Below are 23,093 nucleotides of genomic sequence, written 5' to 3'. Positions count from 1 at the left end.
GAATGGCTGTTCGCTGTGGTCTGAAAATACGAAGAAAGCAGGCGATGTCCGCCATCGATACCGTCGTCGTCCCCATCCACCGTGCCGGCTGGCCCTTCATCGCCGGATTCGCGGTGGTCTCCCTGATCCTGGGTCTTGCCGTCTGGGCGCCGCTCGGCTGGATCGGTCTGGTGCTCACCCTATGGTGCGCCTACTTCTTCCGCGATCCCGACCGGGTGACGCCGACGCGGCCCGGCCTGCTGGTCAGCCCGGCTGACGGGCGGGTGACCATGATCGTCCAGGCTGTTCCGCCCAAGGAACTGGGCATGGGCGACAAGGCGCTGACCCGGATCAGCGTCTTCCTCAACGTCTTCAACGTCCACGTCAACCGCGTGCCGGCCGACGGCACCATCGTGGCCGCCGAATACCACAAGGGCACCTTCGTCAACGCCGCGCTGGACAAGGCGAGCGACGAGAATGAGCGGATGGCCTTCCGCCACCGCCTGCCGGATGGGCGCGAGATCGCCTATGTCCAGATCGCCGGTCTGGTGGCGCGCCGTATTCTGTGGTGGGTCGAGGCCGGCCAGCAGGTGAAGGCTGGCGAGCGGTTCGGCCTGATCCGATTCGGCAGCCGCACCGACATCTATCTGCCCGACGGTGTTGCCCCACTGGTCTGTGTCGGCCAGACCGCCATCGGCGGCGAGACGATCCTGGCCGATCTGAACGGGGCCGAGCCGCAGCGGCAAGGGGACGTGCGGTGATGAAGCGACCGCCCGTCTTCCGCCAGCAGATCTTCCGCCCGCATCGGGCGCGCCGTCCCGGCCGGCCGCACCCTCGGCTGAAAGGGCTGTCGATCAACCACCTGCTGCCGAACGTGCTGACGGTGCTGGCGCTCTGCTCCGGCCTGACGGCAATCCGATTCGCCATGCAGGAGCGGTGGGAGCCGGCGGTCATCGCCATCGTCATCGCCGCCATCCTCGACGCGCTGGACGGCCGGATCGCCCGCCTGCTGAACGGGCAGAGCAAGTTCGGGGCGGAATTGGACAGCCTGTCGGACGCCATCAGCTTCGGCGTCGCCCCGGCCTTCATGATGTATCTGTGGGGGCTGAACGGTGCCGGCAGTCTGGGCTGGATCGCTGCGATGGCCTATGCCGTGTGCTGCGCCCTGCGCTTGGCCCGCTTCAACTCGCGCCTCGGTGTCGTTGACCTGCCGCCCTGGGCCTACAACTATTTCACCGGGGTGCCGGCGCCGGCCGGGGCCGGCCTGGTTCTGCTGCCGATGATCCTGGGGTTCGAGATCGGGCCGCAATTCCCCGGCCATCCCGCGGTGATCGTGCCGTGGACGCTGCTGATCGGCGGCCTGATGGTCAGCACCTTGCCGACCTTCTCCTTCAAGGGCGCCCGGGTGCCGGCCCATTGGGTGGTGCCGGCACTGGCCGGTGTCGGCCTGCTGGCGGCGATGATGGTCAGCCAGCCCTGGTGGACGCTGTCGATCGTCGGCATCACCTATATGGCCAGTTTGCCATTCTCCATCGCCCAATTCCGCAAGCTGCAAAGCGCCGCGGAACTGATGCGCACGGAGATCGGGGATGAGGCGCCCGACGCGCGGGAGCCGGAGTCGCAATCTCCGGAAACGGCGACTTCCGAAGACGGGACGCGGAAGCCGGTCTGACCGGCTTCCCTTTCCCTATTCAGCCGCCACCAACTCCGCGACCGGATCAGCCTTGCTGGTCAGTTCGCACACGCCGACGCGCGCCACCATCGGGATCTGACCCAGGCATCGGCCGATATGGTCGGTTTCCGCCTGGGGCAGGTCGCCGACTTCCATGGCGATGTCGAGCATGTCATCGACCAAGCGGCTGTGCAGCGCCAGCGGGACCAGACCACGCTTCGCGACATATTCCAGAACGCGGGGCAGGGTGCCGGGATCGGCATCGGCGATGAGGGAAAAGACGACACGGCGGCCAGGCGCGGTGGCCCGCGCATCCGACGTGGAGGCAGGGGCGGTGTTCACAGTGTGGGTGTTCACGGTGCTGGACATGGCGTGATCTGGCCTTCAGACGGTTCTGCGGAATGGACGAGCGAAATCCCCGGCTCTCAAAGGAGAACCGGGCCGCTAATTCGCAGAATGCCGTTGAGGTGATGCACGTTCATGGGATGGGAGCCTAAGCGGCCGAGCACCATCCGTCAACAGGGCCGTCAACAGGGCCGTCAACAGGGGTCAACTCGCCGAAAGATCGGCGGCGTCGCGTTCGGGGGGCGCCGGTGGAGCGGCATCCCTCCTTGGTGGTGGAGAATCGTCACGTTCGGACCGGACAGGAACAAAGTCCAGGAGGTCCCGTTGAGGTTCCGCTTGTCCGTCACAAACGCTCCACCAGAAGGGAGAAGGCCATGCTCGGCACGATTCTGCTCATCATCCTGATTCTGTTGCTTCTCGGTGCCGTCCCGGCCTGGCCACACAGCCGCGGCTGGGGCTATGGTCCCAGTGGCATCCTCGGCGTGCTGCTGATCGTCCTGATCGTTCTGCTGCTGATGGGCCGGATCTGATCCGCGGGCCATCAACGGGTCTATCGACCTGATGCGCGGCGGGGCCGGCGGAGCACGAACATCAGCCATCCGACCGGCCCCAGCATCAGCACCATCACCAGCCATCCGGTACGCGGTCCGAAGGGGCATCGCGACCCGACCGGCGGGCGCCAGCCGCCGCCCTTGCGTGACAGAACCACGTGAAGCAGCGGCAGGCCGTAAAAGGCGAACAGGACCAGCCAGGGGATGGCTGCGGAAAAATCGGCGTTCATCGAATCGGCGTTCATCGGCCGACGATAGCACCAATCCCGCACCGCTTGCGACGCATCGTCACGTCATAGTGCTGGTGCATGCGGTCTCGGTTGCGTCGTACACAGGGCAACGAGGTTGAAGCCGGCGGGAGCTTTGGTCTAGGGTCGTCGGCGAGTTCGTCCGAAGGGACCGGCCATGGCACTGGAAATCGAGCGACGCTTTCTCGTTCGGAAGGATGTCCGGCATCTCTGCCGGGATGGCGTCCGAATCATCCAGGGATATCTGCCGTCCGACGGCATCAGCACGGTCCGCGTCCGCATTGCGGAAGACCGTGCCACACTCACCATCAAATCGCTGAAGCGCGGGGCCTGCCGGGATGAGGTGGAACAACCGCTGGCGCTGGATTTCGCCCGCCAGCTCCTGCTGCACGGCTGCGAAGGCCGGATGATCGAAAAGACCCGCTACCGTCATTGCCAGGACGGACTGTGCTGGGAAATCGATGTCTTCCACGGCGAAAATGCCGGCCTCGTCATCGCCGAGGTGGAGTTGGACGCTCCCGACCAGGAGGTTCCGCTGCCGGACTGGATCGGCGCGGAGGTCACCACCTTGCGTGCCTATGGCAACTCCGCCCTGTCGCGCGCGCCGATCCGGCGCTGGTCGGCCGCCGCAGCCTGAGGGGGGCTTCAGGCCCCCCTAGGAAGTCAGGCTGTCCGCACCTTGTTCAGGAAGCCTTGAACTTCGCCGCGCAGACGGTCGGCCTGGGTGGCGAGCGTCCGGCTTGCGTTCAGCACCGCATCGGCGGCGCCGCCGGTCTTGGTGGCGGCGGTGGTGACCTCGGCGATGTTGCGCATCACCTGCTGGGTGCCCTCGGCCGCCTGCTGGACATTCTGGGCGATCTCGCGGGTCGCGCTGCCCTGCTGCTCCATCTCGTGGGCGATGTCGGTGACGGTGCCGCTGATGGCGGTCACCGCCTCGGAGATGGTGCGGATCGCTTCCACCGCGCTGGTGGTCGCGGTCTGCATCTCCGCGACCTGGGCGGAGATCTCCTCGGTCGCCTTGGCGGTCTGGCCGGCGAGGTTCTTCACCTCCGTCGCCACCACGGCGAAGCCCTTGCCCGCTTCACCGGCGCGCGCCGCCTCGATGGTGGCGTTCAGCGCCAGCAGGTTGGTCTGCTCGGCGATCTCGCCGATCAGGCCGACGACCTGACCGATCCGCTCGGCGGCCATCGACAGCCCTTCGACGATGCTGTTGGTCTGCACCGCCTTGTCGGCCGCGCCCGACGCGGTGGCGGAACTGGCGTTGAGCTGACGGGAGATCTCGGCGATGGACGCCGACAACTGCTCCGCCGCCGCGGCGACGGTCTGGACGTTGGCGGTCGCCTGCTGCGAGGCGGTGGCGACGGCGGTCGATTTCGCCGTGGTCAGGGCCGCGTCCGACGACATCTCCTGCGCATCGCGGCCCAGCGAACTGGCCGATTCGGTCAGCGACGTCACCACGCCCGACACCGCCTGCTCGAAGCCGTTGGCGAACTCATTCATCGTGCGGCGGCGGTCGGCGTCGATCTGGACGCGCATCTCCTCCCGCTCGCGCTCCATCCGCCGCATCTCCAGGGCGTTGTCCTTGAAGATGGTCATGGCGGCGGCCATGTTGCGCAGCTCATCCTTGCGGTCGCCGCCGGGGATGTCGACGGTGAGATCACCTTCGGCCAGCCGGCCCATGGCGCCGGTCATGGCGTGCAGAGGGTGGGTGATGGCGCGATCGATGATCCAGGCCATCAGCGCGCCGAGCAGCAACGCCACCGCCGCACCGACAGCAATCACCAGTCCGGCGCTGGCGCGGCCGGTCTCGCGGTCCTCACGCTGCAGGGTCACCAGCCGGCCGACCTGACCGCTGACCGCGGCGGATGCCTTGGCCATCGCGGCCGACGCGTCATGCTGCTTGGCGACGGCGGAGGACAGCGCGGTGAATTCCGAGTCGAAGGCGCGAGCGGCCTCGGTGATGGCGGCGATCAGTGCGCGCCCGTCCTGGTCGACCAGGACGGCGCCGGCCTGTCCGGCGATCTCCAGAATTTCCTTCACCGCGGCTGCGGCTGCGGCCTTGGCGTCGGCCGAGCCGGTCAGCAGGAAGTCGCGCTGGGCGAGCATCGCCGACTGGGCATCCTGCACCAGCCGCATCGCCATGCCGCGCAGCATGACCGCCTCGTTCACCTCGCTCTGGGCGTATTTGGAGGCTTCGGTCAGCGCCTCGGTCACCATCGCCTGGTTTTTCTGCAGCTCCATGGCGCGCTCCTGCACGCCACGAGCCGCCTCGTCCAGCCCGGCCGCGACACCGACCTCGGTCAGCGCGGCGATCCCCTTGCCGTGCAGGGCGCGCATGGTGTCGTGGTAGGCGCGGGAATCGCCGGCGATCTGCGCGGCGGCCTCCTCGTCATTGGTGCCGACGAGATCCTTGGCGACCGTATCGGTGACCTGCACCAGCTCATCCAGCGCCGCCACGATCTGGTCGGCCAACGCCTGATCGGGGCTGCGGCGCAGTTCGCTCTGCTGGCGCCGCACCTCCAGCACCCGTTCGATGACGCGGTTGGCACGTTCCGCCGTGTCCATGCTGTGGCGCAACTCCGTATCGGCATCGCGCTTGCTGGCCATGTTCAGGTCATAGCGCTCCGACTGCTGCTTGCCGATCTTCTCGGCGATCTCGCGCAGGGCGCGGGCGCGCATTTCCATGCTTGCGGTGCGGGCGTGCGCCTCGCCGTCCTGGGCGACGAAGTTGTTGAAGGCGGCACGATAGCCGTCGATGCCCGACAGCACCTCGTCCAGCAGGCGGCGTCCCTCGCCGTCGGTCAGGGCGGCGCGAGTCTGCTGCGCTTCCGCCTGCAGAGCGTCCAGCATGCCCGGAACATTGGTCGCCGCCTTCGCGTCGCGTTCGGTGACGAAACGCGCCTCCTCCAGCCGCACCGACTTCAGCCTGGTGTCGAGGTCGGCGGTGTGGGCTTCCAGATCGACACGTTCGGCGTAGGTGCTCAGGCTGTTCCAGCCGACGAACGCCACGCCAACCGTCAGAAGCAGCACGGCGGCGAAGCCAAGCGCAATCCGCGTTCCGATCGTCATGGATGAAGAACTCCCCGATGGCATCGCCTGTGGGCGACGCTCTTCTCCCTATCGTTGGGCAGATTGAAGCACAGGTCGGTTAATGTCCGGTTTGATTCAGGTCACGAAAGCCGTTTATTTCAGAAGCGGTCTGGCATCCAGCTCGGTGCGCCGCGAAATACGCGCTGCAAGCGCTCGATCATCTTTTCTTCACCATGAAGCATACCGGCACGCCACAATGCGCGAGCGCTTGCATGTCCTGTGAACAGACTGGCGAAGGCGACGGCACCCAACTTGGCGGGTGGATCAGGAACTTGCGCTGTTTTGGAGATGATCCCGCCTGAGCTGGCAACCTGAAGGTGGTGCGGCGAGCAGTTGTCGAAGATCAGCTCGTCCTGTATCTCAAGAGTGGCAAGCTCCTCCAGGTCGGAAGGATAGCCCCGTGCTTCCAGCGCCTTGCCGACATGGAGCGGACGGATCAGCCACTCCTCGCGGCACTCCAGCGTCACGCCGTCACCGCCCAGCAGGGCCAGCGGATCGTCGGGGCCGCCGCGCCATGTCACCCGGTCGACCTGGGCCTGGAAGCCGGCCAGCAGGGCCATGGCCGGTTTGAGTGCCCGGGCCGTGGGCAGGCAGAAATCGGCAACGCCGAGGCGCCGGTCCTGGGGCGGCGTCACCGCGATGTAGCCGTCTTCGTTGCGGTAGAGGTCGGTGGGCTCGCCGTCCGGGCAGAGGGCGAGAGTCCATAGCGCTTCCGTCCGTTCCGGCAGGCCGTTCTGTTCCGTCAGCAGAGGGCGGCGGAGCATCGCCAGCGGTGCGGCGTCGAGCGGGTCCGCGGGCCAAAGGCCGCCGGCACCGGTCCCGGATTGCGTGAAGGCCGCCGGTGGCGCGCTCCAGCGGCAGGTGATGCCGCCGCGGCCGAAGCCGAGGCGCCGGTAGAAGGGAAGGGTTGCCGGGCAGAGAAGCGCCAGCGCCGCTCCCGCGTCGCGTCCCTCCTGCAAAAGGGCCCGCATCAGCACACTGCCATGGCCGGCACCGCGCAGTGCGGGATCGACGGCCACCATGGCGATGGCCTGCACCGGGACCGGCCGCCCGCCGAACCACTGGTTCATCATCCAACAGGCGGCACAGGCTGCCAGCGTCGTGCCGGTGGTCCGTGGAACGCGCAGAACACGGATGCTGCCGATGCCGAACAGATCAGCATAGCGGTCGAACAGATCGCGCGACAGCCCGAAGCCGAGCCGCGCCAGCCGGGCGACGGCGCTCAGCTCGTCCGTATCGGCTGGTCCGTAGTCAGGATGTGACAAGGGAAAGGCGACGGCTGGCCTCCGCTCGTTCAATGTAACGCAACTGCATTGGCGGAGCATGCGCTTGCGTGGAGAAAATGTCACTCAGGTGACGGCACTCGTCGTACCGCTCAACCGCTTTGCCGCCCATCCGGCGGCTTCGCGCACCATCTCGCTGGCGTCCTCGCGCAGGGCGTCCGCCACCGGGCGCAGGGTGGGGTCGCCGCTGTTGCCGATGGCGACCAGCACGTTGCGGACGAAGCGATCCCGGCCGATGCGCTTGATGGGGGAGCCGCTGAAGACCTGCCTGAAGCCGGCATCGTCCAACTGGGCCAGGTCCGCCAGCCGCGGCGCGGTCAGTTCGGCGCGCGGCAGGAAAGCGGGTTCGCTCGTCGCGCGGGCAAACTTGTTCCAGGGGCAGGCGGCGAGGCAATCGTCGCAGCCATAGATGCGGTTGCCCATCAGCGGCTTGAGGTCGTCGGGGATCGGCCCCTTGTGCTCGATGGTCAGGTAGCTGATGCAGCGCCGGGCATCGATCTGGTAGGGCGCCGGGAAGGCCGCGGTCGGGCAGGCGACCTGACAGCGGTCGCAGGAGCCGCAGCGGTCGCGCGCCGGCGGGTCGGGCGGCAGTTCCAGCGTCGTGTAGATCTCGCCCAGGAACAGCCACGAGCCATGGTCGCGCGACACCAGATTGGTGTGCTTGCCCTGCCAGCCCAGCCCGGCCTGCGCCGCCAGTGGCTTTTCCATCACCGGGGCGGTGTCGACGAACACCTTCACCCCGGCCTTGGTCTGGTGGGCCAGCCATTGAGCCAGGGTCTTCAGCCGCCCCTTCACGAGGTCGTGGTAATCGCGGTTGCGGGCATAGACGGAGACGATGCCGCGGTCGGGATGCTCCGCCAGCCGGCGCGGGTCGTCGTGGGGGGCGTAGCTGGTGCCGAGCGCGATGACGGTGCGCGCCTCGTCCCACAGGGATTGCGGGTGGCTGCGCAGCTCGCTGCGCTCGGCCATCCAGCCCATGTCGCCGTGCCGGCCTTCGGCAACGAACTGCGCCAGACGTTCGCGCACCTCCGGCCCCAGCGCGGCGGGGGCGAAGCCCACCGCGTCGAATCCCGCCGACAGGGCACGGTCGCGGATGGTGTCCCGCAGCCGCGCCGGGTCGGAGGGCAGGGTGCCGGACTTAGCCGCGGCCACGGTAGGTCGGGACGTCCTGCGACGGAATCCAGACGCCCTTCGGCGACTCGCCGGTCTGGAAGAAGACGTCGATGGGGATGCCGCCGCGTGGATACCAGTAGCCGCCGATGCGCAGCCAAACCGGCGACAACTCGTCAACCAGCCGCTTGCCGATGCCGACCGTGCAGGCCTCATGGAAGGCGCCATGGTTGCGGAAGCTGGTCAGGAACAGCTTCAGCGACTTCGATTCGACCAGCCAGTCGCCCGGCACATAGTCGATCACCAGATGGGCGAAGTCCGGCTGGCCGGTGATCGGGCAAAGCGAGGTGAACTCGGGCGCGGTGAAGCGCACGCAATAGGGGGTGCCGGGGTTCGGGTTCGGCACCCGCTCCAGCACCGCCTCTTCCGGGGTCTTGGGCTGGACGGTCGAGCCGCCGAGCTGGGTCAGGCCGGCATAGATGGTCTCACTCATCGGTCTTTTCCTCCGCCACCCGGTCCTTCTTCGGTGGGCGGCCTTGCTTCGGCGGCTTGCCGGGCTTGGCGATGGGGTCGATGGTCGCCTCGATGTCGCCGTCGTTCAGGCGGGCTTCCATAGCGCCGGCGACCTCCTCGAAGGTGCCGTCCTGGATGGCCTGCCGCATCGTCCGCATCACGTCCTGATAGTAATGCAGGTTGTGCCAGGTCAGCAGCATCGGCCCCAGCATCTCGTCCGCCTTGAACAGATGATGCAGATAGCCCCGGCTGTAGCTGCGGCAAGCCGGGCAGCCGCACTCCGCGTCGAGCGGACGCTCGTCATGGGCATGGCGGGCATTGCGGATGTTGATGGTGCCGCTGCGGATGAAGGCCTGACCGGTGCGGCCCGACCGTGTCGGCATCACGCAGTCGAACATGTCGACGCCGCGCCGGACCGCGCCGATCAGGTCGCTCGGACGGCCGACGCCCATCAGGTAGCGCGGGCGGTCCTTGACCATCAATGGCTCGGTGAAGTCGAGCACGCGGAACATCGTCTCCTGGCCCTCGCCGACCGCCAGCCCGCCGATGGCGTAGCCGTCGAAGCCGATGTCGGTCAGGGCGGCGACGCTCTCCGCCCGCTGCTCCGGATAGACGCTGCCCTGGACGATGCCGAACAGGCCGTAGCCGGGGCGCTCGACGAAGGCGTCCTTGCTGCGCCGCGCCCAGCGCATCGACAGGCGCATGGAGGATTCCGCCTGCGCCTCGGTGGCGGGGAAGGGGGTGCACTCGTCCAGGCACATGGTGATGTTGCTGTCCAGCATGTGCTGGATCTGGATGGAACGCTCCGGCGTCAGATGGTGCCGGCTGCCGTCCAGATGCGATTTGAAGGTGACGCCTTCCTCCGACATGGTGCGCAGGTCGGACAGGCTCATCACCTGGAAGCCGCCGCTGTCGGTCAGGATCGGCTTGTTCCAGTTCATGAAGCGGTGCAGGCCGCCCAGCTGCGCCACCCGTTCCGCCGTCGGGCGCAGCATCAGGTGGTAGGTGTTGCCCAGCAGGATTTCAGCACCGGTCGAGGCCACCGCGTCGGTGGTCATCGCCTTGACCGTCGCCGCGGTGCCGACCGGCATGAAGGCCGGCGTCTCGATGGTGCCGTGGGCGGTGATCACGCGGCCGCGCCGCGCCCGCCCGTCGGTCGCCAGAAGGTCAAAGCCGATGCCGGTCATGATGGGTCCGTCCTGTGCAGCAGCGAAGCGTCGCCGTAGCTGAAGAAGCGATAGTTGCTGTCGATGGCGTGCTGATAGGCCGCCCGCATGCGGTCATAGCCGGCGAAGGCGCAGACCAGCATGAACAGGGTCGATTTCGGCAGGTGGAAATTGGTCCACAGCAGATCGACGATGCGGAAGCGGTAGCCGGGGGTGATGAAGATGTCGGTGTCGCCGCTGAACGGGACCAGCGTCCCATCCTCGCGCCCCGCCGTCTCCAAGATGCGCAGCGCCGTGGTGCCGACCGAGACGATCCGGCCGCCGGCCTTGCGCGTCTCGTTCACTGCGGCGGCGGTCTCGGGAGAAATTTCGCCCCATTCGCTGTGCATCTTGTGGTCGGCGATGTCGTCCACCTTCACCGGCAGGAAGGTGCCGGCGCCGACATGCAGCGTCACCGGCACCCGCCGCACCCCGCGCTCGTCCAGCGCCGTCAGCAGCTCCGGCGTGAAGTGCAGTCCGGCGGTGGGGGCGGCGACGGCGCCCTCGCGGGCGGCGAAGACGGTCTGGTAGTCGGCATTGTCGCCCTCGTCGGCCTTGCGTCGGATGTAGGGCGGCAGCGGCATCCGGCCATGGCGGTGCAGCGACTCCATCAGCGCCGCCCCGCCGGCGGAGAAGCGCAGCCGCACCTCCATGCCGTCCTTGCCGATCACCTCGGCGCTGAAGTCATCCGCGATGACGATGGTGTCGCCGGGCTTCAGCCGCTTGCCGGGCTTGGAGAAGGTCGCCCATTCCCGCTCACCCAGCCGCTTGTGCAGCGTGATCTCCACCGCCACCTCGCCGCGCCGGCCGTCGAGCCGGGCGGGAATGACGCGGGTGTCGTTGACGACCATCAGGTCGCCCGGCTGCAACAGTGTCGGCAGGTCCCGCACGATGAAGTCGTGCAAGGAGGAGCCCACCTCCAGCAGGCGGGCGGCGTCACGCGGCCGGACGGGATGCTCGGCGATCCGGTCGGGCGGCAGGTCGAAGTCGAAATCGGCGGTCTTCATGGGAGGCGCAAGCTATAGACTGAAGTGTGGGCGAATGGGAAGGGTCTGGGGGCAGGTCGCCCGCCGGAGCATCGGCTTTTGCCCCAATTCCTCATTCCGCCTGCGGCAGCCCCTGCGCCGCCAGCGCCGCGCTCTGCCGCGCCGCCAGGGCATCGACGTCGAAGTCGCGGATCAGCCCCTGGAACATCTGGTACCAGTTCAGTTCGGCTTTCAGATGCAGGAAGACCGAACCCAGCCCGACGGCGGCGCGGTCCATGAAGACGAACTCGCGCGGGATTTCGACGCCGCCGACGCGGCGCAGCTCAGCATGGACCTTGCCCGCCGTCTCGCGGCCGTAATGACCGCCGTTGGTCTCCTCGATCCTGCGCTGGCGGTCCTCCATGATCGGGGCATAGACGAAACGCGCCCAGATGTTCAGCACGTCGACCAGCTCGTTCGAGGGGTTGACGAAGCCCCAGGTGCGGTAGGCCTCGACCGCCTGCTCGCGGTTGTCGGTGCGCAGCGCGTTGTAGAGGTCGATCACGCCCTTGACGAAGCTGGGCTTGAAGACGCGGATGCAGCCGAAATCCAGCAGGTTGATCGAGCGGTCCGGACGGACCGTGTAGTTGCCAAGATGCGGGTCGCCGTGGATGACGCCGTAATTGTAGAAGGGCACGTACCAGGCCCGGAACATGTTCATCGCCAGCTCGTCGCGCGCCTCGGGGTGCTCGGCGACGAAGTCCAGGATCTTGCGCCCATGCACCCAGCCCATGGTCAGCAGGCGCTTGCTCGACAGCTCCGGCACCACGTCCGGCACATGGACACCGGGCGTGCCGTCCAGCATCGACTGGTAGAGGCGGGCGTGTTTCGCCTCGCGCTCGTAATCCAGCTCCTCGCGCAGGCGGGCGCCGATCTCCTTCTGGATCTGGCGGGTGGAGATGGCGCTGTCGGTGCGCTCGAAGATCGCGAAGATCAGACCAAGCTGCCGCAGGTCGGCCTCCACCGCCGAGGCCATGTCGGGATATTGCAGCTTGCAGGCGAGCTCCCGCCCGTCCGGCCCGATCGCCTTGTGGACCTGCCCCAGCGACGCGGCGGCGGCGGCGGTGTGCTCGAAGCTCTGGAAGCGCGATTGCCAGTTGGGTCCAAGCTCGCTCGCCATCCGCCGCTTGACGAAGGGCCAGCCCATCGACGGCGCGTCGGCCTGAAGCTGCGCCAACTCCTGGGTGTATTCCTTCGGCAGGGCGTCGGGGATGGTGGAGAGGATCTGCGCCACCTTCATCAGCGGCCCTTTCAGCCCGCCGAGTGCGGCCCGCAGTTCCGCCGCGTGGCGTTCCCGCTCCACGCGGATTCCCAGCACGCGCTCGCCCGCCAGCCGCGCGGCCAGCCCGCCAACGGCGGTGCCGACCCGCGCATACCGCGCGACCCGCCCGCCCCATGTGTTCTCATCGTGTTCCGGCATGCCCACAAGGTGGGTTCGACCAGGGCAAAAGGCCAGCCCCCGCCCGTTCGGAGACCGCCTTTGGAAGGGCGCAAAAGGCGGTGCGGTGCAGCATGCGATTTTCTTGACAGCTCTGTGAAAGGGGAGCAGGCTTCGTCTTACAGTAATCGACATCGAGGTGAAGTGAGCGAGCATCGGAAACGCCTTACCGTTCAAGCGGATAGCTTGGACGGAACAGTAGAGACCGATACCAGGGAGGGTGAGTAAGATCATGACTCCACCGGCGCTTACCTGATTATGCCGATCTCTTCGGCCGATATGACTGAGGTTTCAGTTTCCAATTCTTTCGCCTGATTGGCGATTTCATCTGGGCCATAGATGCCCACTGCGAAAGCCCTCGCCCGGTCTCGGAGCGAGGGCTTTTGTTTTGCCGGGGATCTCTCCTTCTTCCGTCCTGGGAGAGGTCAAATCTGCCGGGAATACGTTGCAAACGATACTGTTTGCATATGAAACAAAATCCCGTTATCCACGGAGCCGAACGGTGCGTCAGGACGCCGCACTCGGCGCGCGCGTCCGCCACACAAAAACGAGGATGGGGAGGATCGCATGGGTCGGTTGCTCAAGCCTTTGGCGCTGGCGGCTCTGCTCGCCACGACGGCGCTTTCCGCTCAGGGACAGACCGGCAAGCCGGTGCGGATCGGCGTGCTGGCGGACGAGGCCGGATTCGCCTCGGACATCGGTGGCAAGGGGGCGGTGCTTGCCACCCGGATGGCGGTGGAGGATTTCGGCGGCAGCGTGCTCGGTCGGCCGGTGGAGGTACTGTCGGCCGACATGCAGAACAAGCCTGACGTGGCGTCCAACATCGTCCGCAGCTGGTTCGACATCGACGGCGTCGACATGGTGACCGACATCCCGGTCTCCTCCGTGGCGCTGGCGGTGCAGGCGGTGGCACGCGAGAAGAAGAAGGTGCTGATGATCAGCGCCGCGACGACGACCGAGCTGACCAATGCCCAATGCTCGCCCTACAGCATCCATTGGGCCGACGACACCGCGTCGCTGGCGGTCGGCACGACCAAGGCAGTGGTGCAGTCGGGCGGCGCCAGCTGGTATTTCATCACCGCCGACTTCGCCTTCGGCACCGCGATGGAAAAGGCGGCGACCGAGGCGATCAAACAGGCCGGCGGTACCGTGGTCGGCGGCGTGCGCCATCCGATGGGCACCAGCGATTTCGGCTCCTACCTGCTCAGCGCCCAGGGCAGCGGCGCCAAGGTGGTGGCGCTTGCCAATGTCGGCGCCGAGACCATCGGCACCATCAAGCAGGCGGGTGAGTTCGGCCTGACCCAGTCCGGCCAGCGGCTGGTCGGCTACATCGTCTTCATCACCGACATCCACTCGCTGGGTCTCGACCTCGCCAAGGGGCTGTACGTCACCAGCGGCTTCTATTGGGACAAGAACGACCGGACGCGTGCCTGGGCCAGGCGCTTCTTTGACCGCCACGGCAAGATGCCGACCAAGGAGCAGGCCAACACCTATCTCGCCACCCTGCATTGGCTGAAGGGCGTCAAGGCGGCCGGCACCACCGATGCCGAGGTGGTCACCGCGGCGATGAAGGCGATGCCGACCGATTATTTCGGCACCCCCGGCAGCATCCGCAAGGACGGCCGCGTGTTGTACGACCTCGACCTGTACCAGGTGAAAAGCCCGGCGGAGAGCAAGGCGCCCTGGGACTATTACAAACAGGTCCGCAGCATTCCTGCATCGGAAGCCTTCCTGCCGATCGAGACCAGCATGTGCCCGTTCGTCAAAGCCCAGTGATTGGCGCAGACGTGACCTGCGGGTCGCCGCCGGCGGAATCCGGGTCGAGAGGGGTTCCCGCCGGACCGCGATCCGGGTTACACTCCGCTCTTTAGGTGCTGCGGGGACGGTACGTGGATCTACAGGTGCAAAGCGAGCGGCAGAACGACACCGGACGGTTGCGTTCGTCGGCGCTGACGCGCCCGGTCTTCGCCGCGCTGGACCTCGGCACCAACAATTGCCGCCTGCTGATCGCCAAGTCGGCGCCGGGCGGTTTCCGCGTCATCGATGCATTCTCCCGCATCGTCCGCTTGGGCGAAGGGCTGAGCCGCAACGATCATCTGTCGGAGCCAGCGATGGAGCGCACCATCGCGGCTCTGCGCGTTTGCGGCTCCAAGATCGAACGCCGCGGCTGTACCGCCGTGCGCGCCGTCGGGACCGAAGCCTGCCGCCGCGCCGCCAACAGCGCCGCCTTCGTCGAGACGGTGGAGCGCGAGACCGGCATCCCGCTTGAAATCATCTCCAGCCAGGAGGAGGGGCGGCTGGCGCTTGCCGGCTGTGCCGCCCTGCTGGAGCCGACCCATCCCTATGCCATCGTCTTCGACATCGGCGGCGGATCGACCGAGCTGATGTGGCTGCAGGTGGAGAAGGGCAGGGCGCCGCGCCTGCTCGACCAGACCTCCATCCGCTGCGGTGTCATCGGCCTGACCGAGGAATATGGCGGCCCCAACGTCACCCGCGCCAACTACACCCAGATGGTGGAGGCTGTCGCCGACGCCATCGCGCCGTTCGAGGCGCGCAACCGCATCCAGAGCCGCGTCGCCGCCGGAAAGGTGCAGATGCTCGGCACGTCGGGCACGGTAACGACGCTGGCCGGCGTGCATCTTGGGCTTTGCCGCTACGACCGCCGGGCTGTGGACGGCAGCTATCTGCGCGTCGACCATGCCCGCGCGGTGATCGACCACTTGGTCGCCCAGGATTTCGACGGCCGTGCCCGCCATCCCTGCATCGGCCAGGACCGCGCCGATCTGGTGGTCGCCGGCTGCGCCGTTCTGGATGCGCTGTGCGACGTCTGGCCGGTTGAACGGCTGCGCATCGCCGACCGCGGCTTGCGCGAAGGAATTCTGGTGGACCTGATCGGGGCCGCCGGCGAATGAACGCGCCCGGCGACCCGAAATGGCCATCGAACTGATATAGTATGATCGGACAGGGGGATGGTTTCCCGCCTGCGCCGGATGACCGAGGAACTGTAAGCGATCATGACCGAAAAGACTCCGTCGACGCGTCCGGGCGGGCGCCGTGCCACGGTCCGTGTGAAGACCGCCGGCAAGCGTACGGAATCCTCCAAGCGCTGGCTGGAACGCCACCTGAACGACCCCTATGTGGCCGAGGCGACCAAGCGCGGCTACCGCTCGCGCGCGGCGTTCAAGCTGTTGCAGCTGGACGAGAAGTTCCGACTGCTCGGCCCCGGCAAGCGCGTGGTCGATCTGGGCGCCGCCCCCGGGGGTTGGACCCAGATCGCGGTGGAACGGGTGCAGACCGCCAAGGAGGGCTGGAAGGTCGTCGGGCTCGACATCCTGCCGATGGACCCGGTTCCCGGCGCCACCACCATGCAGGCCGACTTCCTGGAGGAGGGGGCCGCCGATAAGCTGAAGGACGCGCTGGGCGGCCCGGCCGATCTGGTGCTGAGCGACATGGCCGCCCCCACCACCGGCCACCAGCAGACCGACCATCTGCGCATCATGGGCCTGGCCGAGGCCGCCTATGATTTTGCCGAGGAGGTGCTGGCCCCTGGCGGCGCCTTCGTCGCCAAGCTGTTCCAGGGCGGGGCGGAACGCTCGCTGCTCGACCGTCTGCGGCGCGACTTCGCCGTGGTCAAGCACGCCAAGCCGCCGGCCAGCCGCGCGGAGTCGTCGGAGACCTATGTCGTCGCCACCGGCTTCCGCGGCGGCAACGTGAACGGCTGACGGCGTTTCCTTTCGCGCTTGCATAACAGATGCTGTGTGCGCACGGGTTCACAAGCCCATGGTCTTGTGTATAAGTGCGCCACGTTTATCTTCCGGGAGATTAGAGACATGGCGCGCGACACCAAAATCCGCGAGGCCCTGACCTTCGACGACGTCCTGCTGGTTCCGGCCGAAAGCTCGGTCCTGCCGAACGACGTGGACACCCGGACAAGACTGACGAAGACCATCGAGCTGGGCATCCCCCTGATGTCCTCGGCGATGGACACGGTGACCGAGAGCCGCCTCGCCATCGCCATGGCCCAGGCCGGCGGCATCGGCGTCGTCCACCGCAACCTGACCATCGAGCAGCAGGCCGAAGAGGTCCGCAAGGTCAAGCGGTTCGAATCGGGCATGGTCGTCAACCCGATCACCATCACGCCGAACGCGACGCTGGCCGACGCGCTCCAACTGATGGCCGACTACCGCATCTCCGGCATCCCGGTGGTGGAGAGCCGCGACCAGCTCGGCAGCGGCAAGCTGGTCGGCATGCTGACCAACCGTGACGTCCGCTTCGCCACCGATCCCAAACAGCCGGTCAGCGAACTGATGACCAAGGAGCTGGTGACCGTCCGCGAGGGCGTCAGCCAGGAGGAAGGCAAGCGCCTGCTCCACCAGCACCGTATCGAGAAGCTGCTGGTCGTCGACGAGGATTACCGCTGCATCGGCCTCGTCACCGTCAAGGACATCGAGAAGGCGCAGGCCTATCCGAACGCCTGCAAGGACAGCAAGGGCCGCCTGCGCGTCGCCGCCGCCACCGGCACCGGCAATGACGGTCTCGCCCGTGCGGAGGCCCTGTTCGACGCCGGCGTCGACGTGCTGGTGGTCGACACCGCGCACGGCCATTCCGCCAAGGTGCTGGAGCAGGTCCGTGCCGCGCGCGCCATGTCCAGCTACACCCAGGTGATCGCCGGCAACGTCGCCACCGCCGAAGCGGCCAAGGCGCTGATCGACGCCGGTGCGGACGCCGTCAAGGTCGGTATCGGCCCCGGCTCCATCTGCACCACCCGCATCATCGCCGGTGTCGGCGTGCCGCAACTGACCGCGGTGATGGATGTGGTGGAGGAGTGCGAGAAGCACGGCATTCCGGTGATCGCCGACGGCGGCATCAAGTATTCGGGCGATCTGGCCAAGGCGATCGCCGGCGGCGCCAGCGTCGCCATGCTGGGCAGCCTGTTCGCCGGCACCGACGAGAGCCCGGGCGAGGTCATCCTGTTCCAGGGCCGTTCCTACAAGAGCTACCGTGGCATGGGTTCGGTCGGCGCCATGGCGCGCGGCTCGGCGGACCGTTACTTCCAGCAGGAGGTTTCGACCATGAAGCTGGTGCCGGAAGGCGTCGAAGGCCGCGTCCCCTACAAGGGCCCGGTGTCGGCGGTCATCCACCAGCTGGTCGGCGGCCTGCGCGCGGCCATGGGCTACACCGGCAGCGCCTCGATCGCCGAGATGCGCGAGAAGTGCCAGTTCGTCCGCATCACCAACGCCGGCCTGCGCGAAAGCCACGTCCACGACATCACCATCACCAACGAGTCGCCGAACTACCGGCAGGGCTGACGGTGTGTCGGGGGCGGTCGCCGGTCGACGGCCGCCCCCGACGTCACACTCCTTCGGTCACCAGTTTCCAAGGCTGCCAGCCGCCCAGCCGTACGCCGACGGCGAGGCTGGTGAAGGGAATGCGCAGTTCGATGTCCCGCGGCTGAAAAAAGGTCAACCGCTCCGGTTCGCCGCGTTCGTCGAATTCCAGCCGGGCGCCTTTCGGTTCGGGCGCGTATTCGTCGCTCATCACCTGCCAGATTTCCAGGTCGGTGCCGTGGTTGGTGATCTTGTACTGGCCGCAGCGCCAGGTCGCCGCTTCGCCGACGCTGCCTTCCACCACCTTCCTGTCGCCTTCCATCCGCACGTCGCCGACCCCGGCGGCCTCGCCCTTCATCGACGGTCCCTGCCGTTCGGCGCGGAAGCCCAGCCGCAGCCAAGCCGAGCGGCTGTGCGGGATCAGGCGGCGCACCGTGCGCGCGTCGTCCGCCGTGAAATGGTCGGGGTCGTCGTAGAGGATGCGGTCCAGCGCGGCGGCGATGACCATGCGGTCATCGATGCGCAGGTCCGGCGGGTAGGCTTTGCTCATCAGGCCAGCGGACTCCGGAGGGTGTGTCCGTCAGTATATAGGCACTCGATCCTGTCGTCGCTCTGATGCGCTCCGTATCCCGATAGACTCCCGAAACCTGTTTCCAGGCGCTATCCTGCGCGGCCGCTTCCGCGGAAGCCCCCGATTCGTCACGAGACGCGCCATGCAGGATCTGTTCGACACGCCGCCCAATCCCCGCAGCATCGCCGTCGATGCCCTGACGCCGGACCTGGCGGCGGCGGAACTGGCGGCGCTGGCCGCCGAGATCGCCCATCATGACCGGCTCTATCACCAGCAGGACCAGCCGGAGATCTCCGACGCCGACTATGACGCGCTGGTCCGCCGCAACCTCGCCATCGAAACACGCTTCCCCGATCTGCGCCGCGCCGATTCGCCGAGCCTGCGCGTCGGCGCCGCTCCGGCCGCCGGCTTCGGCAAGGTGCGCCACGCCATCCCGATGCTGTCGCTCGGCAATGCCTTCGCGCCCGACGATGTGGCGGAATTCGACGCCCGCGTCCGCCGCTTCCTCGGCCTGTCCGACGATGCGCCGCTGACCTTCGTGGCCGAGCCGAAGATCGACGGGCTGTCCTGCTCGCTGCGCTATGAGAAGGGCGAACTGGTTCTGGCCGCCACCCGGGGCGACGGGGCGGAGGGCGAGAACGTCACCGCCAACGTCCGCACCATCCGCGATGTGCCTCACCGCCTGCCGGCGCCTTTCCCCGCTGTGCTGGAGGTCCGCGGCGAAGTCTATATGAGCCGCGACGACTTCCTGGCGATGAACGCCGCCCGTGCCGAGAAGGGCGAGCCGCTGTTCGCCAACCCGCGCAACGCGGCGGCCGGCAGCCTGCGGCAGCTCGATTCCTCGATCACCGCATCCCGGCCGCTCTGCTTCTTCGGCTATGCGTTGGGTGAGCTGTCGGAGCCGATCGCAGAGACCCAATGGGGCATCCGCGAGCGGCTGAAGGGCTGGGGCTTCCAGCTGAACCGCCCGGCGGAGCTGTGCGACGGCAAGGACAAGCTGCTGGCTTATTACGAGGGCATCGGCCGGCGGCGCGCCGGCCTGCCCTTCGACATCGACGGCGTCGTCTACAAGGTCGACAGCCTGGAGCTTCAGCAACGTCTGGGCTTCGTCAGTCGGGCGCCGCGCTGGGCCATCGCCCATAAGTTCCCGGCCGAACAGGCGCAGACGCGGCTGAAGGCCATCACCATCCAGGTCGGGCGCACCGGTGCACTGACCCCGGTGGCGGAACTGGAGGACATCACCGTCGGCGGCGTCGTCGTCAGCCGCGCCACCCTGCATAATGAGGACGAGATCGCCCGCAAGGACATCCGCGTCGGCGATCTCGTGGTGGTCCAGCGCGCCGGCGACGTCATCCCGCAGGTGGTCGAGGTGGTGCTGTCGCAGCGCCCGGCCGACTCCGTGCCCTATGTGCCGGTGGAGAGTTGCCCGGTCTGCGGCAGTCTCGCCATCCGCGAGGCGGGCGAGGTGGTGCGCCGCTGCACCGGCGGCCTGATCTGCGCCGCCCAGGCCAAGGAACGGCTGCGCCATTTCGTCTCCCGCGACGCCTTCGACATCGAAGGGCTGGGCGAGAAGATCATCGAGGAATTCTGGGACGAGGGCTTCATCAAGTCGCCCGTCGACATCTTCACTCTGGAAGGCCGCGTCGAGCTGATCGGCCGGCCGGGCTGGAAGGAGCGGTCGGTCCAGAATCTGTTCAAGGCCATCCAGCAGCGCCGCGCCGGCATCGATCTGCACCGGGTGATCTACGCGCTGGGCATCCGCCATGTCGGCGAGGTGACGGCGAAGTCGCTGGCCCGCCAGTACAGGACGATGGAGGCTTGGGTCGACGGCATGCTGACGGCCGAACAGGCGATGCCGGGTCAGGAATGGCGCGACCTGCACGCGCTGAGCGGTGTTGGACCGGTCACCGCCGATACCATCCTCGCCTGGTTCGCCGATCCGGAGAGCGGGTCCAAGCTGGACTTCTATGCCGGGAACGACGCGCTGCGGCTGGAGACCATCATCGGTTCGCTCGGCATCAAGCGGCTGAACACACGGGCCGCCCAGGCGCTGGCCACCCGCTACGGCAGTCTTGCCGGTTGGCGGGCGGCGATGGAGCGGGCGGTCGGGCAGGCGCCGGGGCGGGCGTGGCTCGATTTGGTCGCCACCCCCGACGTCGGCGAGGTGGCGGCCGAGGAACTGGCCGGCTTCTTCGCCGAGGAGCGCAATCTGGTCATCGTCCGCGGCCTGATGGAGCGGCTGACCGTGTTGGAGGCGGAGGTGCCGAAGGCCAGCAACTCCCCAATTGCCGGCAAGACGGTGGTCTTCACCGGCACGCTGGAGCGGATGACCCGGTCGGAGGCCAAGGCGCGTGCCGAATCGCTGGGCGCCAAGGTCGCGGGTTCGGTGTCCGGCAAGACCGACTATCTGGTCGCCGGTGCGGATGCCGGCAGCAAGGCGGCAAAGGCCAAGGAGCTGGGCGTCGAGATCCTGACCGAGGACGAGTGGCTGGCCAAGATCGGCGGATGACCAGGGACGGACAGCCACATTCGCCAAAATGTCGCATCCACGTTCGCCCGGATTGACGGACGCGGATCGGGGGAGTGAGATCAGACAAGGCTTATAGTCAGAAGCGAAACGATGCCAAGGCAGGCGGCCTGACCCTGAAAAGGCGACGGTGCCGACGAGCGGTCAACGCCCGCATCCGCCTGCTCGGCAGCCAACGAAGGGGAACGAAGGAAACGCCATGGAGCCAATTCAGTGGTCGCGCTGGATGAGCGTGGGCAACGACGCGCTGGACGAGGATCACCGCGTTCTGATCGCCATCGTCAACAAGCTGTATGATGAGGCCGGCCGCCAGGACCCCGCGCTGATCGAAGCCATCCTGGGCGAACTGATCGCCTATACCCGCCATCATTTCGCGGAAGAGGAGGCGCAGATGGAACGGCTGAACTATCCGACCTTCGCCGCCCACAAGGCCCTGCACGACCGGCTGACCCAGCAGGTCGAAAGCTACCGCGACGAGTTCCGCGCCAATGGCGGCCGCATCAGCGGTGAGGAGGTGTTCCTGTTCTGCTCCGATTGGCTGGGCAAGCATATCCTGAAGGAAGACACCCGCTTCGGCGAATATGCCGGCACCGGGGCGGAGATGGCGGTGACGGAGTAGGGGGGATGGTCCCTCTCGCGCTCACTTGAAGTTCCGCATGGAGAAAATTATCTAAAATACTGAAATAACTCACAGAACTGCAAATTGTCTGAATTTGTGCGTGGCGCCCGCTCCGAGAGGGGAGGGCGCTTTTTCCTTTGCGCGACTCTCCGGGCCGGCGGGGGAGGGGAGCGCGCGCAAAGAAAAAGCCCTCCCCGGTGGGGGAGGGCAGGGGCAGACATCGCAAAAAAGACCATCCCGGACAATGACGACGATCAGGCGACCGCCAGATGCTCCAGGCCGCGGCGCGTGACCGGCAGCGACACCGCCGTCTCGTAGCGCCAGGCGCCGCGGTCGGCGAACAGGGCGCGCAGCAACTGGTTGTTCAAGGCGTGGCCGGAGCGCACGCCGTGGAAATGGCCGACGATCGGCGCACCGGCCAGATACAGGTCGCCGACGGCATCCAGGATCTTGTGACGCACGAACTCGTCCTTGAACCGCAGGCCCTCGGCGTTCATCACCGTATCGCCGGAGATGACCACCGCGTTGTCCAGCGAACCGCCACGGGCGAGGCCCATCTTGCGCAGCCCCTCGACTTCATGCAGGAAGCCGAAGGTGCGCGCGCTGCTGATCTCGTCCTTGAAGCTCTCCGGATCGATCTCCAGGGCGCGGGCCTGACGGGAGATGGCGGCGCTGTCGAAGTCGATCTCGAAGCTGTAGCTGGTGGCGTCGTCGGGGGTGAAGGACGCGCTCTTGACGCCGTCGCCGATGACGACCGGCTTCAGGATGCGGATGAAGCGGCGGGGCGACTTCTGCACGGCGATGCCGGCCTGCTCGATGGCGGCGACGAAGGGGGCGGCGCTGCCGTCCATGATCGGCACCTCGATGCCGTCCAGCGACACGATGGCGTTGTCGATGCCGCAGCCGGCCAGCGCCGACATCAGATGTTCGATCGTGCCGACGGTGGTGCCGTGTTCATTGCCGATCACGGTGCACAGGCGGGTGTCCACCACCGTGTCCCAGCGCGCCGGAATGACGGCGGCAGCGCCATGGCAATCGGTGCGCAGGAAGGTGATCCCGGAATTCGCATCGGCCGGCGAAATCGTCAGCGTGACGATGACGCCCGAATGCAGCCCGACGCCGGCGATGGTCACCGACTTCTTCAGGGTCTGCTGGAACATGCCGTCCACATTGCTGCGATTGTTGGCCACGATGTCTTTTCCATCTTGGTCGTGAAGGAGAGGTTTCCAACGATGCCGCGCCGCTTGGTCTTTGAAGACCATCACGTCGGCGGCTTTCGCTTTCGACCATGCTGATAGGTAACACCCGGGCTTGGAAATCGGCAAATCACTCATTGTTACCGTTTGTTGCAGGGCAAAACTGGCTCGTGACGCAAGCAATCAGTGTCTCCCGCTAAAAAACCGGCAATAAAAAATCCCCGGCGATGCATGAGGGCATCACCGGGGTCCGAGAGGTTCGGTCAGGTTGTGGAGCCGCCGGCGCCGCGATTAGGAGGCTGCGGCGACGGCGGTTATCTCCGGCTTTCGCCGGGATCGGCTGGCCGCCACGCCTGACCCGAAGTCGCTCGACACCAAGTCGGGTATGGCGGCG

The 23,093-nt window shown here is 67.1% G+C and carries 21 protein-coding genes; 10 read left to right on the top strand and 11 right to left on the bottom strand.

Features of this window, described 5'->3' with window-relative positions:
• Positions 1 to 2: 2 nt before the first annotated feature.
• Complete coding sequence (locus tag E6C72_RS00500; protein ID WP_109086242.1) at positions 3 to 740, top strand: phosphatidylserine decarboxylase; 738 nt, start codon at positions 3 to 5, stop codon at positions 738 to 740.
• Entirely contained in the window at positions 740 to 1,651 is a 912-nt protein-coding gene (locus E6C72_RS00495) for a phosphatidylcholine/phosphatidylserine synthase (protein WP_247875754.1), read from the top strand. Before E6C72_RS00500 ends, E6C72_RS00495 begins: the two co-directional genes overlap by 1 nt.
• Before the next feature lie 15 nt (positions 1,652 to 1,666).
• Here E6C72_RS00495 and E6C72_RS00490 read toward each other — a convergent pair whose 3' ends face one another.
• On the bottom strand, positions 1,667 to 2,020 hold the full coding sequence (locus tag E6C72_RS00490; RefSeq protein ID WP_109086241.1) for a hypothetical protein: 354 nt from the start codon (positions 2,018 to 2,020) through the stop codon (positions 1,667 to 1,669).
• A gap of 350 nt (positions 2,021 to 2,370) precedes the next feature.
• On the opposite strand from E6C72_RS00490, the gene E6C72_RS00485 reads away from it, so the two are divergent.
• Positions 2,371 to 2,526, top strand: a complete 156-nt coding sequence (locus E6C72_RS00485) for a DUF3309 family protein (RefSeq protein ID WP_082860756.1) — start codon at positions 2,371 to 2,373, stop codon at positions 2,524 to 2,526.
• A 20-nt stretch (positions 2,527 to 2,546) separates the two neighbouring features.
• Here the strand turns inward: E6C72_RS00485 and E6C72_RS00480 are convergent, their stop codons facing one another.
• Complete coding sequence (locus E6C72_RS00480; protein ID WP_247875753.1) at positions 2,547 to 2,777, bottom strand: hypothetical protein; 231 nt, start codon at positions 2,775 to 2,777, stop codon at positions 2,547 to 2,549.
• A 175-nt stretch (positions 2,778 to 2,952) separates the two neighbouring features.
• Between E6C72_RS00480 and E6C72_RS00475 the strand changes: the two genes are divergently transcribed.
• On the top strand, positions 2,953 to 3,432 hold the full coding sequence (locus E6C72_RS00475) for a CYTH domain-containing protein (RefSeq protein ID WP_109086239.1): 480 nt from the start codon (positions 2,953 to 2,955) through the stop codon (positions 3,430 to 3,432).
• Between the two features lie 26 nt (positions 3,433 to 3,458).
• Here the strand turns inward: E6C72_RS00475 and E6C72_RS00470 are convergent, their stop codons facing one another.
• From E6C72_RS00470 to E6C72_RS00440, 7 genes are all read right to left on the bottom strand, one after another.
• Positions 3,459 to 5,864, bottom strand: coding sequence for a HAMP domain-containing methyl-accepting chemotaxis protein (locus E6C72_RS00470; protein WP_109086238.1), 2,406 nt, complete (start codon positions 5,862 to 5,864; stop codon positions 3,459 to 3,461).
• Positions 5,865 to 5,983: 119 nt separating this feature from the next.
• Positions 5,984 to 7,150, bottom strand: a complete 1,167-nt coding sequence (eis, locus tag E6C72_RS00465) for an enhanced intracellular survival protein Eis (RefSeq protein ID WP_247875752.1) — start codon at positions 7,148 to 7,150, stop codon at positions 5,984 to 5,986.
• Positions 7,151 to 7,234: 84 nt separating this feature from the next.
• Positions 7,235 to 8,320, bottom strand: a complete 1,086-nt coding sequence (queG, locus tag E6C72_RS00460; RefSeq protein ID WP_247875751.1) for a tRNA epoxyqueuosine(34) reductase QueG — start codon at positions 8,318 to 8,320, stop codon at positions 7,235 to 7,237.
• Positions 8,307 to 8,771: a preQ(1) synthase gene (gene queF / locus E6C72_RS00455; RefSeq protein WP_109086236.1), complete on the bottom strand. Its 465-nt coding sequence runs from the start codon at positions 8,769 to 8,771 to the stop codon at positions 8,307 to 8,309. Before queF ends, queG begins: the two co-directional genes overlap by 14 nt.
• Positions 8,764 to 9,978 carry a tRNA guanosine(34) transglycosylase Tgt gene (gene tgt, locus E6C72_RS00450; RefSeq protein ID WP_109086235.1) on the bottom strand — a complete coding sequence of 405 codons (1,215 nt, stop codon included), beginning with the start codon at positions 9,976 to 9,978 and terminating at the stop codon, positions 8,764 to 8,766. The genes queF and tgt overlap by 8 nt, the downstream gene beginning before the upstream one ends.
• Entirely contained in the window at positions 9,975 to 11,003 is a 1,029-nt protein-coding gene (queA, locus tag E6C72_RS00445) for a tRNA preQ1(34) S-adenosylmethionine ribosyltransferase-isomerase QueA (protein ID WP_109086234.1), read from the bottom strand. The genes tgt and queA overlap by 4 nt, the downstream gene beginning before the upstream one ends.
• A gap of 91 nt (positions 11,004 to 11,094) precedes the next feature.
• On the bottom strand, positions 11,095 to 12,441 hold the full coding sequence (locus E6C72_RS00440) for an AarF/ABC1/UbiB kinase family protein (RefSeq protein ID WP_109086233.1): 1,347 nt from the start codon (positions 12,439 to 12,441) through the stop codon (positions 11,095 to 11,097).
• A gap of 585 nt (positions 12,442 to 13,026) precedes the next feature.
• Here E6C72_RS00440 and E6C72_RS00435 point away from each other — a divergent pair.
• From E6C72_RS00435 to guaB, 4 genes are all read left to right on the top strand, one after another.
• Positions 13,027 to 14,235 carry an ABC transporter substrate-binding protein gene (locus tag E6C72_RS00435; RefSeq protein ID WP_109086232.1) on the top strand — a complete coding sequence of 403 codons (1,209 nt, stop codon included), beginning with the start codon at positions 13,027 to 13,029 and terminating at the stop codon, positions 14,233 to 14,235.
• A 113-nt stretch (positions 14,236 to 14,348) separates the two neighbouring features.
• The gene (locus E6C72_RS00430; protein ID WP_109086231.1) at positions 14,349 to 15,371 is read left to right on the top strand and encodes a Ppx/GppA phosphatase family protein; all 1,023 of its coding nucleotides are present in this window, start codon (positions 14,349 to 14,351) and stop codon (positions 15,369 to 15,371) included.
• Between the two features lie 102 nt (positions 15,372 to 15,473).
• Positions 15,474 to 16,181 (top strand): RlmE family RNA methyltransferase, encoded by a 708-nt coding sequence (locus tag E6C72_RS00425; RefSeq protein WP_109086230.1) that lies wholly within the window; start codon positions 15,474 to 15,476, stop codon positions 16,179 to 16,181.
• A gap of 108 nt (positions 16,182 to 16,289) precedes the next feature.
• Positions 16,290 to 17,768, top strand: coding sequence for an IMP dehydrogenase (gene guaB / locus E6C72_RS00420; protein ID WP_109086229.1), 1,479 nt, complete (start codon positions 16,290 to 16,292; stop codon positions 17,766 to 17,768).
• A 43-nt stretch (positions 17,769 to 17,811) separates the two neighbouring features.
• On the opposite strand, the gene E6C72_RS00415 is transcribed toward guaB, so the two are convergent.
• Positions 17,812 to 18,336, bottom strand: coding sequence for a hypothetical protein (locus tag E6C72_RS00415; protein WP_109086228.1), 525 nt, complete (start codon positions 18,334 to 18,336; stop codon positions 17,812 to 17,814).
• A gap of 163 nt (positions 18,337 to 18,499) precedes the next feature.
• Here E6C72_RS00415 and ligA point away from each other — a divergent pair, with 163 nt between their 5' ends.
• Together ligA and E6C72_RS00405 are read left to right on the top strand one after the other, a co-directional pair.
• Positions 18,500 to 20,866 carry an NAD-dependent DNA ligase LigA gene (ligA, locus tag E6C72_RS00410; protein ID WP_109086227.1) on the top strand — a complete coding sequence of 789 codons (2,367 nt, stop codon included), beginning with the start codon at positions 18,500 to 18,502 and terminating at the stop codon, positions 20,864 to 20,866.
• A 217-nt stretch (positions 20,867 to 21,083) separates the two neighbouring features.
• Positions 21,084 to 21,503 (top strand): bacteriohemerythrin, encoded by a 420-nt coding sequence (locus E6C72_RS00405; protein WP_109086226.1) that lies wholly within the window; start codon positions 21,084 to 21,086, stop codon positions 21,501 to 21,503.
• 254 nt (positions 21,504 to 21,757) lie between these two features.
• Here the strand turns inward: E6C72_RS00405 and lpxC are convergent, their stop codons facing one another.
• On the bottom strand, positions 21,758 to 22,693 hold the full coding sequence (lpxC, locus tag E6C72_RS00400) for a UDP-3-O-acyl-N-acetylglucosamine deacetylase (RefSeq protein ID WP_247875750.1): 936 nt from the start codon (positions 22,691 to 22,693) through the stop codon (positions 21,758 to 21,760).
• Positions 22,694 to 23,093 lie beyond the last annotated feature (400 nt).

It is taken from the genome of Azospirillum sp. TSH100 (assembly GCF_004923295.1).
GTDB lineage: Bacteria > Pseudomonadota > Alphaproteobacteria > Azospirillales > Azospirillaceae > Azospirillum.
This window is presented reverse-complemented; position numbering and strand designations above follow the sequence as displayed.

Coding starts and splice junctions, on each gene's coding strand:
- E6C72_RS00500 (WP_109086242.1), top strand. CDS start 3: ATGGCTGTTCGCTGTGGTCTGAAAATACGAAGAAAGCAGGCGATGTCC.
- E6C72_RS00405 (WP_109086226.1), top strand. CDS start 21,084: ATGGAGCCAATTCAGTGGTCGCGCTGGATGAGCGTGGGCAACGACGCG.
- guaB (WP_109086229.1), top strand. CDS start 16,290: ATGGCGCGCGACACCAAAATCCGCGAGGCCCTGACCTTCGACGACGTC.
- E6C72_RS00425 (WP_109086230.1), top strand. CDS start 15,474: ATGACCGAAAAGACTCCGTCGACGCGTCCGGGCGGGCGCCGTGCCACG.
- queF (WP_109086236.1), bottom strand. CDS start 8,771: ATGAGTGAGACCATCTATGCCGGCCTGACCCAGCTCGGCGGCTCGACC.
- queA (WP_109086234.1), bottom strand. CDS start 11,003: ATGAAGACCGCCGATTTCGACTTCGACCTGCCGCCCGACCGGATCGCC.
- E6C72_RS00485 (WP_082860756.1), top strand. CDS start 2,371: ATGCTCGGCACGATTCTGCTCATCATCCTGATTCTGTTGCTTCTCGGT.
- E6C72_RS00415 (WP_109086228.1), bottom strand. CDS start 18,336: ATGAGCAAAGCCTACCCGCCGGACCTGCGCATCGATGACCGCATGGTC.
- E6C72_RS00490 (WP_109086241.1), bottom strand. CDS start 2,020: ATGTCCAGCACCGTGAACACCCACACTGTGAACACCGCCCCTGCCTCC.
- E6C72_RS00440 (WP_109086233.1), bottom strand. CDS start 12,441: ATGCCGGAACACGATGAGAACACATGGGGCGGGCGGGTCGCGCGGTAT.
- E6C72_RS00470 (WP_109086238.1), bottom strand. CDS start 5,864: ATGACGATCGGAACGCGGATTGCGCTTGGCTTCGCCGCCGTGCTGCTT.
- ligA (WP_109086227.1), top strand. CDS start 18,500: ATGCAGGATCTGTTCGACACGCCGCCCAATCCCCGCAGCATCGCCGTC.
- E6C72_RS00435 (WP_109086232.1), top strand. CDS start 13,027: ATGGGTCGGTTGCTCAAGCCTTTGGCGCTGGCGGCTCTGCTCGCCACG.
- E6C72_RS00495 (WP_247875754.1), top strand. CDS start 740: ATGAAGCGACCGCCCGTCTTCCGCCAGCAGATCTTCCGCCCGCATCGG.
- E6C72_RS00475 (WP_109086239.1), top strand. CDS start 2,953: ATGGCACTGGAAATCGAGCGACGCTTTCTCGTTCGGAAGGATGTCCGG.
- tgt (WP_109086235.1), bottom strand. CDS start 9,978: ATGACCGGCATCGGCTTTGACCTTCTGGCGACCGACGGGCGGGCGCGG.
- E6C72_RS00480 (WP_247875753.1), bottom strand. CDS start 2,777: ATGAACGCCGATTTTTCCGCAGCCATCCCCTGGCTGGTCCTGTTCGCC.